This window comes from Streptomyces sp. LBL (assembly GCF_029893585.1).
Taxonomy (GTDB): domain Bacteria; phylum Actinomycetota; class Actinomycetes; order Streptomycetales; family Streptomycetaceae; genus Streptomyces.
In genome coordinates this window covers 74,657-91,745 of record NZ_JARXYX010000006.1, presented here as the reverse complement: position 1 = coordinate 91,745, position 17,089 = coordinate 74,657, and the positions used below count along the sequence as shown (strand labels likewise).

At 71.6% G+C, this 17,089-nt stretch carries 14 protein-coding genes; 2 read left to right on the top strand and 12 right to left on the bottom strand.

The window, feature by feature from the left end; translation table 11 throughout:
- Positions 1–107: 107 nt before the first annotated feature.
- Together M2271_RS09085 and M2271_RS09080 are read right to left on the bottom strand one after the other, a co-directional pair.
- Positions 108–3,113, bottom strand: a complete 3,006-nt coding sequence (locus M2271_RS09085) for an EAL domain-containing protein (protein ID WP_280886600.1) — start codon at positions 3,111–3,113, stop codon at positions 108–110.
- 509 nt (positions 3,114–3,622) lie between these two features.
- On the bottom strand, positions 3,623–4,627 hold the full coding sequence (locus M2271_RS09080; protein WP_280886599.1) for a 2-hydroxyacid dehydrogenase: 1,005 nt from the start codon (positions 4,625–4,627) through the stop codon (positions 3,623–3,625).
- A gap of 75 nt (positions 4,628–4,702) precedes the next feature.
- Here M2271_RS09080 and M2271_RS09075 point away from each other — a divergent pair, with 75 nt between their 5' ends.
- Together M2271_RS09075 and M2271_RS09070 are read left to right on the top strand one after the other, a co-directional pair.
- Positions 4,703–5,701, top strand: a complete 999-nt coding sequence (locus tag M2271_RS09075; protein WP_280886598.1) for an aldo/keto reductase — start codon at positions 4,703–4,705, stop codon at positions 5,699–5,701.
- Positions 5,702–6,023: 322 nt separating this feature from the next.
- Positions 6,024–7,193: a PQQ-dependent sugar dehydrogenase gene (locus M2271_RS09070; RefSeq protein ID WP_280886597.1), complete on the top strand. Its 1,170-nt coding sequence runs from the start codon at positions 6,024–6,026 to the stop codon at positions 7,191–7,193.
- A gap of 93 nt (positions 7,194–7,286) precedes the next feature.
- Here M2271_RS09070 and M2271_RS09065 read toward each other — a convergent pair whose 3' ends face one another.
- From M2271_RS09065 to M2271_RS09020, 10 genes are all read right to left on the bottom strand, one after another.
- A complete protein-coding gene (locus tag M2271_RS09065; RefSeq protein ID WP_280886596.1) occupies positions 7,287–7,475 on the bottom strand; it encodes a DUF6191 domain-containing protein in 189 nt (62 codons plus the stop codon).
- 34 nt (positions 7,476–7,509) lie between these two features.
- Complete coding sequence (locus M2271_RS09060) at positions 7,510–10,632, bottom strand: helix-turn-helix transcriptional regulator (protein ID WP_280886780.1); 3,123 nt, start codon at positions 10,630–10,632, stop codon at positions 7,510–7,512.
- 429 nt (positions 10,633–11,061) lie between these two features.
- Complete coding sequence (locus M2271_RS09055; RefSeq protein ID WP_280886595.1) at positions 11,062–11,685, bottom strand: hypothetical protein; 624 nt, start codon at positions 11,683–11,685, stop codon at positions 11,062–11,064.
- 35 nt (positions 11,686–11,720) lie between these two features.
- Complete coding sequence (locus M2271_RS09050) at positions 11,721–12,296, bottom strand: GNAT family protein (protein WP_280886594.1); 576 nt, start codon at positions 12,294–12,296, stop codon at positions 11,721–11,723.
- Positions 12,297–12,545: 249 nt separating this feature from the next.
- Positions 12,546–12,887 carry a hypothetical protein gene (locus M2271_RS09045; RefSeq protein WP_280886593.1) on the bottom strand — a complete coding sequence of 114 codons (342 nt, stop codon included), beginning with the start codon at positions 12,885–12,887 and terminating at the stop codon, positions 12,546–12,548.
- 208 nt (positions 12,888–13,095) lie between these two features.
- Positions 13,096–14,610, bottom strand: a complete 1,515-nt coding sequence (gene gatB / locus M2271_RS09040) for an Asp-tRNA(Asn)/Glu-tRNA(Gln) amidotransferase subunit GatB (protein WP_280886592.1) — start codon at positions 14,608–14,610, stop codon at positions 13,096–13,098.
- 15 nt (positions 14,611–14,625) lie between these two features.
- A complete protein-coding gene (locus M2271_RS09035) occupies positions 14,626–14,865 on the bottom strand; it encodes a hypothetical protein (RefSeq protein ID WP_030040520.1) in 240 nt (79 codons plus the stop codon).
- The gene (gatA, locus tag M2271_RS09030; RefSeq protein WP_280886591.1) at positions 14,862–16,364 is read right to left on the bottom strand and encodes an Asp-tRNA(Asn)/Glu-tRNA(Gln) amidotransferase subunit GatA; all 1,503 of its coding nucleotides are present in this window, start codon (positions 16,362–16,364) and stop codon (positions 14,862–14,864) included. Before gatA ends, M2271_RS09035 begins: the two co-directional genes overlap by 4 nt.
- A gap of 5 nt (positions 16,365–16,369) precedes the next feature.
- The gene (gatC, locus tag M2271_RS09025) at positions 16,370–16,666 is read right to left on the bottom strand and encodes an Asp-tRNA(Asn)/Glu-tRNA(Gln) amidotransferase subunit GatC (protein ID WP_018531282.1); all 297 of its coding nucleotides are present in this window, start codon (positions 16,664–16,666) and stop codon (positions 16,370–16,372) included.
- Positions 16,667–16,810: 144 nt separating this feature from the next.
- On the bottom strand, positions 16,811–17,068 hold the full coding sequence (locus M2271_RS09020) for a hypothetical protein (RefSeq protein ID WP_280886590.1): 258 nt from the start codon (positions 17,066–17,068) through the stop codon (positions 16,811–16,813).
- Positions 17,069–17,089 lie beyond the last annotated feature (21 nt).

The following is a 17,089-nucleotide window of genomic DNA, read 5'->3' as shown; positions in this document are numbered from 1 at the left end:
GGAGTTCCGGGTCCGTCCGGACGTCACCAGCTTCAGCCGACGCGCTTTCCAAGTACGAGAATTCGGGTGCGCATGGCACTGACCCTCTCCCCGGCGCACACCCACTGTCAAGCGGGTGGGACGGGAGTCTCATTATGTGAGCGCAGCGCCGTACCGCCGCTGAGCACGGCGGCCACACTCCCGCTGTACACCCCTGCGCCGCCGCCCGCGAACGCGGGCTCGGCCGGGCCGCGCGGCACCGGATAGCGGCCGCTGCCGAGCGCCCGGCGCAGCCGGTACTCGTCCAGCGGACCGGAGAACGCCAGGCCCTGCCCGTGTGTGCAGCCCATGGCCCGCAGTGCCACGACCTGCTCCGGCAGATCCACGCCGTCCGCCACGGACTGCAGCCCGAGATCGCCCGCGATACGCAGCAGCCCACTGGTGATCTTGTACAGCCGCGTGGACTCGACGACGCCCTCGACCAGATCGCGGTCGAGTTTCAGTACGTCGACGGGAAGCCGCCGCAGGGCGGTGATGGCCGCGTATCCGCTCCCGAAGCCGTCCAGAGCGATCCGGACGCCGAGTCTGCGCAACGCGCTCAGCCGGCGCTCCAGCTCGTCCAGGGAGACCCGGGGATCGATGTCGGACAGCTCGATCACCAGGTCGGCGGACGGCAGCCCGTACCGGGTCAGCAGGGCCTCCAGCGAGCCGGGCGGCGTCGAGCGGTCCAGCAGCCGACGGGCGCCCATCCGGACCGCCACCGGCGCGTTCAGCCCGGTTGCCGCCCGCGCGGCGGCCTGCTCGACGGCCTGCTCGAGCTTCCAGCGGTCCAGTTCGGCGGTCTTGTCGCTGTCCTCGGCCACCCGCAGGAACTCGGCGGGCGTGAACAGCGCCCCTTGCGCGGACCGCCAGCGCGCCTGAGCGGACACGGCCGTGATCCGACCGTCCTCCAGGCCCACCACCGGCTGGTGCAGCAGCGTGAACTCGCCGTCGTGCAGCGCGGCCCGCAGGCGCGTGGCCAGCTCCGCCTTGCGTGCGACGTCCTGCTGCATCTGGGGGGCGTACAGCTCGACCCGGCCCTTGCCGCGCGCCTTGGCGCGGTACATCGCCAGGTCCGCGTTGCGCAGCAGCTCGCCCGCGCCGAGGCCCGGTTCGGCGAAGGCGACGCCGATGGACGCGTTGACCCGGACATCGTTGCCGTCGATGAGATACGGCTGCGAAAGCGTGATCCTGAGCCGGTCGGCGAGCTCCAGGATGTGGCGTTCGCGGGCGGGGCGGTCCCGGGTGCCGTCGCCCACGATCAGAGCCGCGAACTCGTCGCCGCCGAGCCGGGACGCGGTGTCGCCCTGCCGGACCGCGTCCTGGAGTCGGCGGGCCGCCTGGACGAGCAGTTCGTCCCCGGCCTGGTGTCCGATCGTGTCGTTGACGGCCTTGAAGCCGTCGAGGTCGATGAAGAGGACGGCCGTGCCACGCAGGGCGGCGCCCCGGTCGGAGGAGCGGCGGCCGGAGAGCGCCTGCTGGACGCGCCGGGTGAACAGGGCACGGTTGGGCAGGTCGGTCAGCGGGTCGTGCTCGGCGTTGTGCTGGAGCTGCGCCTGCAGCCGCACCCGTTCCGTCACGTCCCGGCTGTTGAAGATGAGGCCGCCGTGGTGCCGGTTGACGGTGGACTCTACGTTGAGCCAGCCGCCGTCCCCGGACCGGAAGCGGCACTCGATGCGGGTGGTGGGTTCTTCGAGGGGACTGGCGGCGAGGAACCGCCGCACCTCGTGCACCACGCAGCCCAGGTCCTCCGGATGGATGAGCGCGGCCAGTTCCGTGCCGACGAGTTCTTCCGCGGGGCGTCCGTAGACCCCGGCCGCGGCCGGGGACACGTAGCGGAGGATGCCGTTCGGCGCGGCGATCATGATGACGTCGCTGGACCCCTGCACCAGAGAGCGGAAGTGGTTCTCCTTCTGCGCCAGCTCCTGGTTGAGGGTGATGTTGTCGAGCAGCATGATGCCCTGGCGCACCACGAGAGCGAGGACCACCGTGCCGCCGGTGAGGAGCACCACGCGGTCGACGCTGCGACCGTTGAGGACGTTGTAGAGGATCCCGAGGGTGCAGACGGCGGCGGCGAGGTAGGGCGTGAGGCCGGCCAGTGAGCCGGCGATGGGCCGGCCGGCCGGGTACCGGCTGTGATCGCCTTCCGGGGCGGGCGGGGGGTACTGCTGGCCCGTGCGCTGCCCGGGCAGGTGCTCACGCACCACGCGCGTGTGCCCGGGCGGGTGCGGTCCGGGGTCGTCGGCTCCGGACCGCGGGGCGGCCCAGGGGGCGTACGCGAGCAGCAGCGAACCGGCGAACCAGCCCGCGTCGAGCAACTGGCCGGAGCGGTAGCTGTTGTGCAGCAGCGGCGAGGTGAACAGGGCGTCGCACATCACGGTCAGCGCGAGCGCGCCGATCGCGGTGTTGACCGCTGTACGGTTCACCGCCGAACGCCGGAAGTGCAGCGCGAGCACCATGCTGACCAGGGCGATGTCCAACAGCGGGTAGGCGAGCGAGAGCGCGGTGTGCGACACGCTCGCCCCCTCGGACTTGGCCGCCTGCGCGAGGGCGAGGCTCCACGACAGCGTGAGCAGGGAGCCGCCGATCAGCCAGGCGTCGAGGCCGAGACAGACCCAACCCGCCTTCGTCACGGGCCGCTTGGCGAGCACCAGCAGGCCCACGATCGCGGGTGGCGCGAAGCACAGGAAGAACAGGTCGGCGTAACAGGGGCTGGGGACCTCGGTACCGAGGACGACCTCGTACCACCCCCAGACCAGGTTGCCCAGGGCGGCCATCGCGGAGGAGAGGGCGAACAGCAGCCACGCGGGCCGGAAGCGGATCCGGCGGCTGCGGGCGTGGAGGAAGCAGGACACGGCCGCGGCGCCCGCCGCGGCGCTCAGCCCGAAGTCGCCCATGATCAGCGCGACTTCGTCTGAACCCCAGCCAACCGCGGAACCGACGGCGTATCCCGCGCACACCAGGGCCAGAACGAGTTGGCGGACCAGGCTCGACCCGCTGCCGGCGGCCAGGGTCCGGGGCGGCGTCTCTCCCGGCGCGGGCTGGACTCGCAGCACCGAGTCGAGGGGGGTCGTGGACGTCGGGGGTGCGCTCACCGGGCCCTCCCGTTCCGTGCCGCTCCGGCGACCCTCGGGTCCCGGGGCGGCAGCTGCGCATGCCTCCTGCGGCTGCTGTGCGTGCGGTGATGGTGGCCGGGTTGGTGATGGTGGCCGGGTTGGTGATGACTGGGGTGGTGATGACTGGGGTGTCCGGCATGACCGCCGCGATGGCTGCCGTGGAGACCGCGGCTGCGCGCGGCCGTGTGCCAGGGTCGCCGTCGGCGGCTCCGCCGCGTCGGATCGTTCGTCCATAGGCCATGCATCGCCCGTCGCCCCCCTCACAGTCTGAAATGTCCTCCCCGGCGCCGAACGGTGTCGACGCAGCCCCTGCCGGGACGATACACCAGACTCGTCACTCAGGGACATAGTTCCTCTACGCTCCGTGACGACCAGCGACGATGCGGGCACGGACCGCGTCCGGGAGGTCGCAGAGGGTACCGAAAACAGATGGCGCCACTGTTGCGCCCTTCGCGCGGATCGCGCGCGTGCGGCTCAACCCGCGGGCGTCAGGCTCCTTTCGGGGCCGTCGTACCGGCGCCCGTTGCGCCCGTTGCGCCCGTTGCGCCCGTTGCGCCCGTCGTGAGGATCACGTTGCGCAGCGGCTCCTGGTTCACGAAACGGTGCAGCTGGTCCACGAGGAGTCGCTTGGCGCGCGGCAGGAACGCCGACGTGGGGCCGCCGACATGGGGGCTGATGAGCAGGCCGGGCGCCTCCCACAGGGGATGGCCCGGGGGCAGCGGTTCGGGGTCGGTGACGTCGAGGGCCGCGGTGAGGCGGCCGCTGTCCAGTTCGGCGAGCAGCGCCTTGGTGTCGACTATCGGGCCGCGGGCCACGTTGACCAGCAGTGCGCCGTCTTTCATGCGGGCGAGGAAGTCGGCGTTCGCCAGGTGTCGGGTGGCCTCGGTGAGCGGTGTGACGAGGACGACGACGTCCGCGTCCGGCAGCAGGGAGTTCAGGTCGGTGAACGGGTGCACTGGCCCGCGCGCTGTGGTGCGCGCGGAGCGCGCCACGCGCGCCACCCGCGCGACCTCGAACGGAACAAGCCGGTCCTCGATCGCCGATCCGATCGCGCCGTAGCCCACGATGAGCACGTTCCGGTCCGCCAGCGCCGGCCGGAACCCGCCACGCCACTCCCCTCGGTCCTGGGCGCGGACGAAGTCCGGTACGCCCCGCAGCGAGCCAAGGATCAGCGTGAGCGCGAGCTCGGCCGTGCTCGCCTCGTGCACCCCGCGCGCATTGCACAGCCGCACGCCCGGGCGCAGGTGGGTAAGGCCCGGCTCGATGGCGTCGGTGCCCGCGGTCAGCGTCTGCACCACCTGCACCGAGCTCAGCCTCGGCACGGGCCGCAGTACGACGTCGACGGGCTTCATGTAGGGGACGACGTAGAAGGCGCAGTCGGCGGGGTCGGCGGGGAAGTCCTCCTCGCCGTTCCAGAAGCGGTAGTCGGGGCCCTCGGGAAGTCCTTCGATCTCCTCCGGCGGGACGGGGAGCCACACGTCAGCAGCAGTCATGTCAGGAGGCTATGTCAGGCGCCTGCGACGGCAGAGGTTAGGTTGGGGGCCAGGGAGAGGGAGGGTCACGAGCAGGTGGAGCGCAGGACGATCGGCGCGGCGGCGCTCGCGGTGGGAGCCGTCGGAGTCGGATGCATGCCGATGAGCTGGGCGTACAGCGGGTCACGGCGGCGCGGCGAGGAGTCGCTCAGGGCCGTGCACCAGGCGCTGGATCTGGGCTCGACGCTCCTGGACACGGCTGACATGTACGGCCCCTTCACCAACGAGCTGCTGATCGGACGGGCGCTGAAGGAACGGCGCCAGGACGCCTTCGTCTCGACCAAGGTCGGCCTGCTGGTGGGCGAGCAGCACATCGTGGCCAACGGCCGCCCCGGCTATGTGAAACGGGCCTGCGACGCGTCCCTGCGCCGGCTGCAGACCGACGTCATCGACCTCTACCAACTGCATCGGGCGGACCCGGAGGTTCCGGTCGAGGAGACCTGGGGTGCGATGGCCGAACTCGTCCAGGCCGGAAAGGTACGGTCGTTGGGGCTGTGCGCGGTGGGCGCGCGGGGCGTCCGCCGGTCCGCCGGCGGGTTGCACGACGCGACGATCCGGCAGCTGCGGCGGGTGCAGCAGGTCTTCCCGGTGAGCGCGGTGCAGGCGGAGCTGTCGGTGTGGTCGCCGGAGGCCACGGAGGCACTGCTGCCCTGGTGCGAGAGCCGCGGTATCGGTTTCCTCGCCGCGATGCCCCTCGGCAACGGCTTCCTGACCGGCACGCTCGTCCCCGGCGAGGGCTTCGAACCGGACGACGTGCGCGCCCGCCATCCCCGCTTCACCGCGGAGATGATGGCTGCGAACCAGCCGATCGTGGCCGGCCTGCGCCGGGTCGCGAGGCGCCACGGCGAGGACGTCACCCCGGCCCAGGTGGCCCTGGCGTGGGTCCTGGCCCGGGGACGCCATGTGATCCCGGTGCCCGGCACCAAGCGGGAGCGCTGGGTGACGGAGAACGCCCGGTCGGCGGCCCTGCGACTGACCGCGCAGGATCTGGCGGAGGTGGCGGAACTGCCGCGGGGGCGGGGATCCTGGGACTAGGGGATCCTGGGACCAGGGGGACCCGTGGTTGTTCACCGGGGTGAGGTGATCGTGGGCCGGCCGTCGGGTGCGGCGTTCGGTCTTGCTGTACAGGACCGCTGGTAGCGGCTGGGAAACCGGCGCACGGTGATCGGCCGGGACGGCCTCGTCGGCTGCACGGTGCGGCGGCACGGTACGGCGCGGTACGGCGCGGTACGGCGGTGCGACGCGGCGACGCGGTACGGCGCGCATCGGGTTTCGGTGATCGGGAACCTGTGAGGCGCGAGCGGTGTATGAAAAGTAGAACCTGCCGCTGAACCGCCCCGTCGAAGGGACCAACATCGTGCAACGTCGAGCTGTGTCGGCCGTGGTGGCCGCGGCCGCGCTCCTGCTGACCGCTGGCTGCTCCTCCGACGGCGGGGGCGGCGGATCACCGTTTGGTGGTGAGAGCACGACACCCGGTCGTGCGGCGTCGGGGTCGTCGCCCTCCAAGAAAGCCGCGGAGGAGGCGCCTCCCGCCAAGGGGTCGGTGAAGGTGGTGCGTACCGTCACCGAGGGCCTGAACACCCCGTGGGGCCTGGCCCCGCTGCCGGACGGCGACCTGCTGGTCTCCTCCCGTGACGAGGGCACGATCACCCGGGTCGACGGGCAGTCGGGCAGGAAGACCGAGCTGGGCGAGGTGCCGGGCGTCTCCCCGGCCGGTGAGGGCGGCCTGCTGGGCATCGCCCTGTCCCCGGACTACGCCTCGGACCACATGGTCTACGCGTACTTCACCTCGGCCTCGGACAACCGCATCGTCCGCATGCTGTACGACGAGAAGAAGCCGTCCGGCGAGCAGTTGGGCGCACCGGACACGATCTTCAAGGGCATCCCCAAGGGAGTGATCCACAACGGCGGCCGGATCGCCTTCGGCCCCGACAAGATGCTGTACGCGGGCACGGGCGAGACCGGTGACACGGGCCTGTCCCAGGACACCAAGTCCCTGGGCGGCAAGATCCTCCGGCTGACTCCGGAGGGCGACCCGGCGCCGGGCGACCCGTTTCCCGACTCCCCGGTGTATTCGTACGGCCACCGCAATGTGCAGGGCCTGGCCTGGGACTCCAAACAGCGTCTGTTCGCCTCGGAGTTCGGCCAGGACACCTGGGACGAGCTGAACGCGATCAAGCCGGGCGGCAACTACGGCTGGCCCGACGCCGAGGGCAGGTCCGACACCTCCTCGTACCGCAACCCGATCGCCCAGTGGCGCACGGACGACGCCTCTCCCAGCGGCATCGCCTACGCCGAGGGCTCGATCTGGATGGCGGGCCTCAAGGGCCGGCGTCTGTGGCGTATCCCCCTCAAGGGCACGGCGGCCTCGGCCGCCCCGCAATCCTTCCTCCAGGGCGAGTACGGCCGGCTGCGCACAGTGGTCGCAGCGGGCGGCGACAAGCTGTGGCTGGTGACCAGCAACACGGACGGCCGGGGTGCCCCGAAGGCCGGGGACGACCGGATCCTGGAGATACAGGTGCGCTAGCGGGGGGCGTGCCGGGCGTCGCGACGGGGCGAACATTGCCTGGCGCGGCACCAGGTGTACTGCCCGGTGAGGCGGGGGCTCGCTGCCGCGCGCTCACTCCTCCGGGGAGTCCTCTTCGTCCGGCGTCGACGGCCGTACGACGACCTTCCCGGACGCGAGATCTATCGGTCCGCGCCCGGGATCGCCGTTGCCGACGTCCTCCCGGGTCAGCTCCAGCCGCTTCTGTTCGTCGCGGGTGTGCTTACGGCCGGGTGCGAACAGCTGCTCGAACATGTTGAACACGGCGCCTCCCTGCCGGTCACTTGTAGCGTACGCCTCAACCCGTCCTCGGCACCTGGGAAGCGGCGGCGGCGAACAGTCCCAGCCGATGGGCCACCGCCGCCGCTTCGCCCCTGCCGGAGACCCCGAGCTTGGCCAGGATGTTCGAGACATGGACGCTGGCCGTCTTCGGGGAGATGAACAGTTCCTCGGCTATCTGGCGGTTGGTGCGGCCGGCGGAGACCAGGCGCAGGACGTCGCGTTCCCTGCCGGTGAGGCCGAGGGCCCGGGCCGGGTCGTCCGGCGTGCCGGTCTCGGCCCCGCCCGGTCCGGCCCCGCCCCGTCCGGCCCGGCCGCCGTTCAGGGCGCGGGTGCCGGTCAGGGTGAGGCGGCCGCGGTGGGCGAGGCGGGCGGCGGATTCGGCGAGGGGGCGGGCGCCCAGGTGCTCGGCGACGGTGTGGGCGAGGCGGAGCAGTTCGGTGGCCCGGGCCCGCTCGGGCTCCCCGCCGCCCGCGAGCAGGGCCTCGGCCAGCCGGTACCGAACACGGGCGAGGTCGTAGGGGTGCTCCAGGGGTTCGAAGGCGGTGACCACCTCCGACCACACTTCGGGGGTGTCCTGCCCCTTCGCTCGGCGGACCTCGGCACGGACCCACTTCTCCACGGCGAGCCAGACGGGTGCGCCCGTGGTGATCTTCTTGACGGCGCCGAGGATGCCGTCGAGGGCGGCGGCCCGGCCCTGCTCTGCGGCGGGCAGGTCGCGGGCGTCGGTCTCGGCCATGGCGGCGGTGAGCAGTACCGGCCAGCCGTAGCGCTGGGTGCCGGGCGGAAAGCCGGCCTTCAGGACCCGGTCCAGTTCGGCGCGGGCGTCGAGCAGACGGCCCTCCCCCGCGGCCACTCCGATCACGATCCGGGCGAGAGGCAGGGCTTGCTGCGGCATGGGGTCGTGGGTGCCGTCATAGGCACGGGCGGTCGCCAGATGGGCGGCGGCCCCGGCGAGATCGCCCCGGACCAGAGCGAGGTGGGCCAGGCGCACCGCGCCGGATCCCTGGGGCTTGGCGCTGTGGCCGACCCGCAGCGCGTTCTCCGCGGCCTCGGCGGCCTCGTCCCAACGGCCCAGCGAGTAGAGGGAGTCGGAAAGGTTGCCCCAGATCCACGCCTCGGCGTCCAGCAGACCGTGCTTGCGGGTGTAAGCGATCCCTTCCTCCAGGATGGGGACCGCTTCCCGCGAGCGGCCGACGGCCTCCAGTTCCGAGGGGAGGTTCACATGGGCGCGTCCGGCCACGTGGGTCACGCCCTCCTCGGCCCCGCGCTCCTTGACCTCGTGCAGCTCGGTCAGTCCGGCTTCGACGTCGCCCGAGTCGACCATGAGGCAGCCGAGGGTGAGGCGGGCGTTGAGTTCGATCTCGCGGGCGCCGACCATGCGCGCGTACTCCACCGCCCGCTCGGCCGCGGAGAAGGCGTCGGCGCCGGGTTCGTGGAGCATGGCCCAGTTGGCCACGGTGGACAGGACCTCGGCGTGCACCTCGGACGGCTGCAGTCCGCGGACGAGCTCCTGGGCGGTGGCCAGTTCCTGTCGGCCGTCGCCGCGGGCCTGGGCCTGGACCAACCGGGAGCGCTGAACCCAGAACCAGGCGGCGCGCAGCGGGTCAGCCTCGTCGTCCAGGAGCCGCAGTGCCCGCTTGCTGATTTTCAGGGCGCGTTCGCGTTCCCCGCACAGCCGGCCGGCGACGGAGGCCTCGGCCAACAAGTCGAGGTAGCTCAGCGGAGTGGCCGCAGGGGCACTGCCGCTGGGGGTCCCCGCACGTCGTTCGGACAGTGGAGGAGGGTAGACCTCGGCGTGGTCGACGGGGCGCAGCCGCCCGTGGACGTCCTCGGGGGCCGTGTCCCACAGCTCCATCGCGCGTTCCAGCAGCCGCAGTTGTTCGGAGTGGGCGTGCCGGCGGCGGGCGGTGACGGAGGCGTCCAGGACGGCGGGCAGGGCCTTGGCGGCGTCGTGGGCGCGGTACCAGTAGCCGGCCAGGCGCATCACACGTTCGTCGGCGGGGACGAGCGTGCGGTCTGCCTCCAGGGCTTCGGCGTAGCGGCGGTTGAGGCGGGAGCGTTCGCCGGGGAGCAGATCGTCGCTGACGGCCTCACGGACCAGGGAGTGGCGGAAGCGGTAGCCGTCGCCGCCCGGCGTGGCGAGCAGGATGTTGGCGCCCACGGCGGCCCGCAGGGCCTCGATGAGGTCGTCCTCGGTGAGCCGGGCGACGGCGGCGAGCAGCCGGTACTCGACGGTGGAGCCGCCCTCGGCGACGATCCGGGCGACCCGCTGGGCGCTCTCGGGCAGGGACTCGACGCGGACCAGGAGCAGGTCGCGGAGGGAGTCGGTGAGACCGGTGCGGCAGCCCTCGTGGGCGGCGACGGTGAGTTCCTCGACGAAGAAGGCGTTGCCGTCGGAGCGTTCGAAGATGGCGGCGACCTGGGCCGGGTCGGGTTCGGCAGCGAGAATGCCGGCGATCTGGCGGCCGACCTCGGCGCGGTTGAAGCGTCCGAGTTCGATACGGCGGACGGTGCGCAGCCGGTCGAGTTCGGCGAGCAGGGGGCGCAGTGGGTGGCGGCGGTGGATGTCGTCGGCGCGGTAGGTGGCGAGGACGACGAGACGGCCGGTGCGCAGGGTGCGGAACAGGTAGGCGAGGAGGTGGCGGGTGGAGGCGTCGGCCCAGTGCAGGTCCTCCAGGGCGACGACGACCGTGCGGTGGGCGGCGACGCGTTCCAGCAGCCGGACGGTGAGTTCGAAGAGGTGTGCCATGCCCTCCTCGTCGTGCCGGCCGGGGGAGGCCTCACCGAGTTCGGGCAGCAGCCGGGCCAGTTCCTCCTCCTGGCCGGCGGCCGCGGCGGCGAGTTCGTCGGGCAGTTCGCGGCGCAGGGCGCGCAGGGCGGTGGAGAAAGGGGCGAACGGCAGTCCGTCGGCGCCGATCTCGACACAGCCGCCGAGCACGACGACGGCATCCCGGCGGCACGCGGCGGTGGCGAACTCCTCGACGAGGCGGGTCTTGCCGACCCCGGCCTCGCCGCCGAGCAGCAACGCCTGCGGCTCGCCCTCGGCGGCGCGCGCGAGCGCGTCGTTCAACGTGTCCAACTCGTCGCCACGGCCGACGAACACGGGACTGACGGACCTGGTCTCCACGGTCCCGAGCATCGCACGCGGGTCCGACCGCACGGCACCGGTTTCCCCCACAGCACCCCACACGGCACCGGTTTCCCCCACAGCACCGCCCGCGACGACCGACTTGGCGTGGCCGGGCACCGCGACGTCCGTGAGGAGAGCAGCAGCAGCGCGGGACGCCCAGCACCCACGACACCGTGCGCCGCGCCACGGGCCTCGGAGTCCTGCGCCGTGCCACGGGCCTCCGAGTCCTGCGCCGTGCCACCAGCCCCGGAGTCCTGCGCCGTGCCACCAACCCCCGAATCCCCCACCGCAACACCGGCCTCGGCACCCCGCGCCGTAGTTCCGCATCGTCGTCACGGGAGGGGTCTTGGACGTGCCGGAGGGGCCCCAGGGGCGTCCGTATGGTACTCACGGATGCCCTGAGGCCCCTCAGGAACTGCGGTGATGCCGCTCGGTCCGTCAGCTGGTGGACGGCAGTCCCAGCAGGAGGTCGGTGTACTTGAGGACGGCCAGCAGAAGGCCGATCACGCCGAGCGCGACACCGCCCCAGGCGACCGACTTGATCCACGGTGCCTGGGGCCTGCCGGGCGCGCCGAACGCGGGCCGGGCCAGGACGACGACGCCGACGATCAGCGCCAGCAGGGCGAACACGCCGCCCCACAGCGCGGCGGCGTGCCAGGCGTCGCCGTACACGTTGATCTGAGCGGCGACGCTCGGGGTCTGGGACATGTGCAGCTGGCCGTCGAGCGTCTCACGGGCGGAGGCGACCGTGGAGATCCAGCCACCGGTCAGCGACACGACCCCGAGCGCGGCGGAGACGACCGCACCCGCGCCCTGGGCGACACCGGAGGAACGCTCGCCCTCTGTCTCCCCCGCAGCGAGATCCTCGACATCCGCGTCCTCGACATCCGCGTCCTGGACATCCGCGTCTCCGGCATCCGCGTCTCCGGCCGCCCTGTCGGCGCCTGCTTCGGCTCCGGACTCCGTCACCTCGTCGTTCTTGGTGACGTTCACCTTCTCCTCGTCGGTCGTGGTCTCGGCACCCGTCGTGGCACCGGTCTCGTCAGCTGTCTTGGTTCCCATGGTGCGCACCGTACGGATCCTGTCTGAGAAGTTTCTTAATGATCGCTGTGTGGGGCACGCGCCCGTACCGCGCGCCATTCGGGGGCGAGGATCGACCACACCTCGAGGTCGAGCCGTACGCCGTGGTGGGGGCGGCTCTCCCGCCGCACCCCTTCCCGGGTCATCCCCAGGCGCCGGGCCACGTTCAGGCTGGACCGGTTGTCCACGGCCGCTACCCACTCGACCCGGTGGATGCCGCGCTGCTCGATCGCGAAGTCGAGGAGCACCCGCATGGCCCGGGTGACCAGACCGCGTCCGGTACCGGCGGGTTCCAGCCAGCAGCCGACCTCGCAGTTGCCGTTCTCCGCGTCGAAGTTCAGGAAGAGCACCCCGCCGACGAGCTTCCCGTCCAGCCACAGGCCGTGCAGGGAGGCGCTGTCGGCGGCGCGCAGGTCGGCGTACCGCTGGAGCATCGCTCGGGCGCCGTCCAGGTCCGTGGCGTTCTCGCCGAACGGAATGAAGCGGTTGATGAACTCGCGCCCCCGGTCCAGATGGGCCAGGAACTCCTCGGCGTGCCACGGCTCCAAGGGGCGCAGATCGGCTCCGTCGTCACCCAGAGATATCGCGTACATCCCGTTCTTCCCACCCCTTCGCCAGTACGTCCGCCACCCCGGCGTCCGTCGCGGCGGCCAGCCTCTCATGGGCGGCGCGGCACTCGGGCGGCTCGATGCTGATGCGGGGCATACGGCGGTCCAGCCAGCCCGGCACGCGGAGCCGGTGACGACGGCGGCTGTGCCGACCGAGCCGAGGGTGAGGAGCCACAGCAGGACGACGACCGGATCATCAGAGTCGAATCTGCCATCTCAGTCGAATCTGCCATCTCAGTCGAGCTGATCACCCCACGCCATCACCATCGCCCCCGCGACGAGCAGCCACAGGGCCCGCCGGGTACGTCCCCGGGAGCCGAGGACCGACGCCAGCACGCACACCGAGGCGCCGACGGCATAGGCGGTCGCGGCGAGGGCCGGCGCGGATCCGGTGAGGCGGAGCAGCGAGGCGGCCAGGCCCGCGAGGGCCAGCAGGGCCCCGCTCCCGGCAGTCGTCCAACGGGCCCGCCGCACCTCTCCCGCCTCCCCCGTCCCCGTCCCCGGCCCCGGCGGAGAATCCGGGTGCGGGGCGGACCGGAGCGCTGCCGGCGTCCCGGCGTCCGTCGTCCCCGGCATATCGCCGCCGACAGAAGCAGGTGCATTGTTCGAAGGTCCGACCGAGCTCCTCTGCATCTCCTTCCCCTACGAAGGACTCAAGGAGCCCGTTCACCGATGTCCGAAATCACACCTGACAATGCGCCTGACGCACCTGGGGGGCTGATCACACACCTGGGGGACGCATCGCAACCGATGCGTCCCCCAGGTTGCCGTCCTACGGCGGGCCTCAGCCCTCGCTGACGCCCAGCTTCTCCAGGATCAGTTCCTTGACGCGAGCCGCGTCCGCCTGACCCCGGGTGGCCTTCATGACCGCGCCGACCAGGGCGCCGGCCGCGGCCACCTTGCCGCCGCGGATCTTGTCCGCGACGCCCGGGTTGCCGGCGATGGCCTCGTCGACGGCGGTGGTGAGCGCCCCCTCGTCGGAGACGACCTTCAGTCCACGCTTCTCGACGACCTCGTCCGGGGTGCCCTCGCCCGCGAGAACGCCCTCGATGACCTGGCGGGCCAGCTTGTCGTTCAGGTCGCCGGAGTGCACCAGCTCGGTGACCCGGGCGACCTGCGCCGGCGTGATCGCCAGCTCGTCCAGCGACCTGCCCGACTCGTTGGCGCTGCGGGCCAGCTCGCCCATCCACCGCTTGCGGGCGGAGGCCGCGTCGGCACCGGCGTCGATGGTGGCGACGATCAGGTCCAGCGCACCGGCGTTGACGATCGACTGCATCTCGTTGGCGCTCACCCCCCACTCCTCGCGCAGGCGGTTGCGGCGGACCAGCGGCAGCTCGGGCAGGGACGACCGGATCTCCTCGACCCACTCGCGCGAGGGGGCCACGGGCACCAGGTCCGGCTCCGGGAAGTACCGGTAGTCCTCGGCCTCCTCCTTCACGCGGCCTGAGGTCGTGGACCCGGTGTCCTCGTGGAAGTGCCGGGTCTCCTGGATGATCGTGCCGCCGCTGTTCAGCACGGCCGCGTGCCGCTGGATCTCGAAGCGGGCCGCACGCTCCACGGACCGCAGCGAGTTCACGTTCTTCGTCTCGGACCGCGTGCCGAACTTCTCACGGCCGTGCGGGCGCAGCGACAGGTTCACGTCGCACCGCATCTGGCCCATCTCCATCCGGGCCTCGGACACGCCGAGCGCCTTGATGACCTCGCGCAGCTCACGGACGTACGCCTTCGCCACCTCGGGAGCGCGCTCGCCCGCACCTTCGATCGGCTTGGTGACGATCTCGATGAGGGGGATGCCGGCGCGGTTGTAGTCGAGGAGTGAGTGCGAGGCGCCGTGGATACGACCCGTCGCGCCGCCGACGTGCATGGACTTGCCGGTGTCCTCCTCCATGTGGGCCCGCTCGATCTCCACGCGGAAGGTCTCGCCGTCCTCCAGCTGCACGTCGAGGTAGCCGTTGAAGGCGATCGGCTCGTCGTACTGGGAGGTCTGGAAGTTCTTCGGCATGTCCGGATAGAAGTAGTTCTTCCGGGCGAAGCGGCACCACTCGGCGATCTCGCAGTTCAGCGCGAGACCGATCCTGATCGCGGACTCGATACCGATCGCGTTGACGACCGGGAGCGCGCCCGGCATGCCGAGGCAGGTCGGGCAGGTCTGCGCGTTGGGCTCGGCGCCCAGCTCGGTCGAACACCCGCAGAACATCTTGGTCTTGGTGCCGAGTTCGACATGGACCTCAAGGCCCATCACGGGGTCGTACGACGCCAGCGCGTCCTCGTACGACACCAGGTCGGTCGTGGTGGTCACGGTGAAACTTCCCTCTCAGCCCAGCAGGACGTCGTCGTCGCCCAGCCGCTTCAGCTCGCGGTAGAGGATGGCGAGGCCGGTGACGATGGCGACGGCGGACACGGTGGCGTCGATGAGGACCAGGGTGTCCTTGTCGGCGCGGGCCTTCTTGAGCCGCTTGGCGACGCCGAACGCGCCGAACGCGGTCCCGGCGATGGACAGGTACGTGCCGGACTTGGACTTCTTGAAGCCCTTGGCCTTGGTCAGTGCGCTCACAGCGACGGAGCCTCCTCGATCAGCGGGTGACCCCACCTTTCCACGAAGGCGGCCTCCACAGCAGCGCCGACCCTGTAAAGACGGTCGTCCTTCAGCGCGGGGGCGATGATCTGCAGCCCGACCGGGAGGTTGTCCTCCGGGGCGAGACCGCAGGGCAGCGACATGGCCGCGTTGCCCGCCAGGTTGGTCGGGATGGTGCACAGGTCGGCGAGGTACATCGCCATCGGGTCGTCGGCACGCTCGCCGATCGGGAAGGCGGTGGTCGGCGTCGTCGGCGAGACGATGACATCCACCTGCTCGAACGCCTTCTCGAAGTCCCGCGTGATGAGCGTACGGACCTTCTGGGCGCTGCCGTAGTACGCGTCGTAGTAGCCGCTCGACAGGGCGTAGGTGCCGAGCATGATGCGGCGCTTGACCTCGGGGCCGAAGCCCGCCTCACGGGTGAGGGAGGTGACCTCCTCGGCCGAGTGGGTGCCGTCGTCGCCGGTACGGAGGCCGTAGCGCAGGCCGTCGAAGCGGGCGAGGTTGGAGGAGCACTCGGACGGGGCGATCAGGTAGTACGCCGACAGGGCGAGGTCGAAGGACGGGCAGTCCAGCTCGACGATCTCGGCGCCCAGTTCCTTGAGGAGGGCGACGGACTCGTCGAAGCGCTGGATGACGCCGGCCTGGTAGCCCTCGCCGCGGAACTGCTTGACGACGCCGACGCGCATGCCCTCGACGCTGCCGTTGCGGGCGGCCTCGACGACCGGCGGGACCGGGGCGTCGATGGAGGTGGAGTCGAGCGGGTCGTGTCCGGCGATGACCTCGTGGAGAAGCGCCGCGTCCAGGACCGTACGGGCGCAGGGCCCGCCCTGGTCGAGGGAGGAGGAGAACGCCACCATGCCGTAACGGGAGACCGCCCCGTAGGTCGGCTTCACGCCGACCGTGCCGGTGACGGCGGCCGGCTGGCGGATGGAGCCGCCGGTGTCGGTGCCGATGGCGAGGGGCGCCTGGAAGGAGGCGAGCGCGGCCGAGGAACCGCCACCGGAGCCACCGGGGATCTTGGTGAGGTCCCAGGGGTTGCCGGTCGGGCCGTAGGCGCTGTTCTCGGTGCTGGACCCCATGGCGAACTCGTCCATGTTGGTCTTGCCGAGGATGACGACGTCCGCGTCCTTCAGCTTCTTGGTGACGGTCGCGTCGTACGGCGGGATCCAGCCCTCGAGCATCTTCGAACCGACGGTCGTCGGGACGCCCTCGGTGGTGAAGATGTCCTTGAGCGCGAGCGGCACACCGGCGAGGGGGCCGAGCTTCTCGCCCTTGGCCCGCTTCTCGTCGACGGCACGGGCCTGCGCGAGCGCGCCCTCCCGGTCGACGTGGAGGAAGGCGTGCACCTTCTCGTCGACGGCCTCGATACGGGCCAGGTGGGCCTCGGTGACCTCGACCGCGGTGAGCTCGCCGGAGGCGATCTTCGCGGCGGTCTCGGCGGCCGTGAGCTTGATGATGTTGACGTTGTCCGTCATGGCGGTTAGTCCTCCCCCAGGATCTGCGGCACCTTGAAACGCTGCTGCTCCTGGGCCGGGGCGCCGGAGAGCGCCTGCTCGGGGGTGAGCGACGGACGGACCTCGTCCGCCCGCATGACGTTCGTCAGCGGGAGCGGGTGCGAGGTCGGCGGTACGTCTTGGTCGGCGACCTCACTGACGCGGGCGACCGCGCCGATGATGTCGTCCAGCTGTCCCGCGAAGTGGTCGAGCTCTTCGGGCTTCAGCTCCAGACGCGCCAGCCGGGCGAGGTGGGCGACCTCCTCGCGCGTGATGCCAGGCATGCAGCGATCCTCTGGGGTGAGTGTGTGCGGTTGGGGCCAGGGTTTGTCGTCACTTCCCGCCGTCCGCCCGAGGGGCGGGTGCCCGGAGGGCGGGCGGGAAGGTGACGTCAGGCCCTAATCCTATGGGGCGGGGGGCCGTGGCCGTTAAACGGATTCCCGGGGCCGGGTATTGGGGGCGGCGCGCAGGGCGGTGCCGGAACGGCCGACGGCGACCGGTCCCCGTGCGACGTCCGCGTCCGCCACGTCCGTGCCGGCGTCGGTGTCGGTGTCTGTGTCGGCGTCGGCATCGGCATCGGCGTCGGCATCGGCATCGGCATCGGCATCGGCATCGGCATCGGCATCGGCATCGGCATCGGCTACGTCCTCCACGAGGTCCCAGCGGCCGACGGCGGTGACTCCCATGGCGACGGCGGAGCAGGGACT

Excerpts from the sequence above, each read along its gene's own strand:
- M2271_RS09080 (WP_280886599.1), bottom strand. The coding sequence starts at position 4,627 with ATGACTGCTGCTGACGTGTGGCTCCCCGTCCCGCCGGAGGAGATCGAA.
- M2271_RS09060 (WP_280886780.1), bottom strand. The coding sequence starts at position 10,632 with ATGCTCGGGACCGTGGAGACCAGGTCCGTCAGTCCCGTGTTCGTCGGC.
- M2271_RS09055 (WP_280886595.1), bottom strand. The coding sequence starts at position 11,685 with ATGGGAACCAAGACAGCTGACGAGACCGGTGCCACGACGGGTGCCGAG.
- M2271_RS09050 (WP_280886594.1), bottom strand. The coding sequence starts at position 12,296 with ATGTACGCGATATCTCTGGGTGACGACGGAGCCGATCTGCGCCCCTTG.
- M2271_RS09045 (WP_280886593.1), bottom strand. The coding sequence starts at position 12,887 with ATGCCGGGGACGACGGACGCCGGGACGCCGGCAGCGCTCCGGTCCGCC.
- gatA (WP_280886591.1), bottom strand. The coding sequence starts at position 16,364 with ATGACGGACAACGTCAACATCATCAAGCTCACGGCCGCCGAGACCGCC.
- gatC (WP_018531282.1), bottom strand. The coding sequence starts at position 16,666 with ATGCCTGGCATCACGCGCGAGGAGGTCGCCCACCTCGCCCGGCTGGCG.
- M2271_RS09020 (WP_280886590.1), bottom strand. The coding sequence starts at position 17,068 with ATGGGAGTCACCGCCGTCGGCCGCTGGGACCTCGTGGAGGACGTAGCC.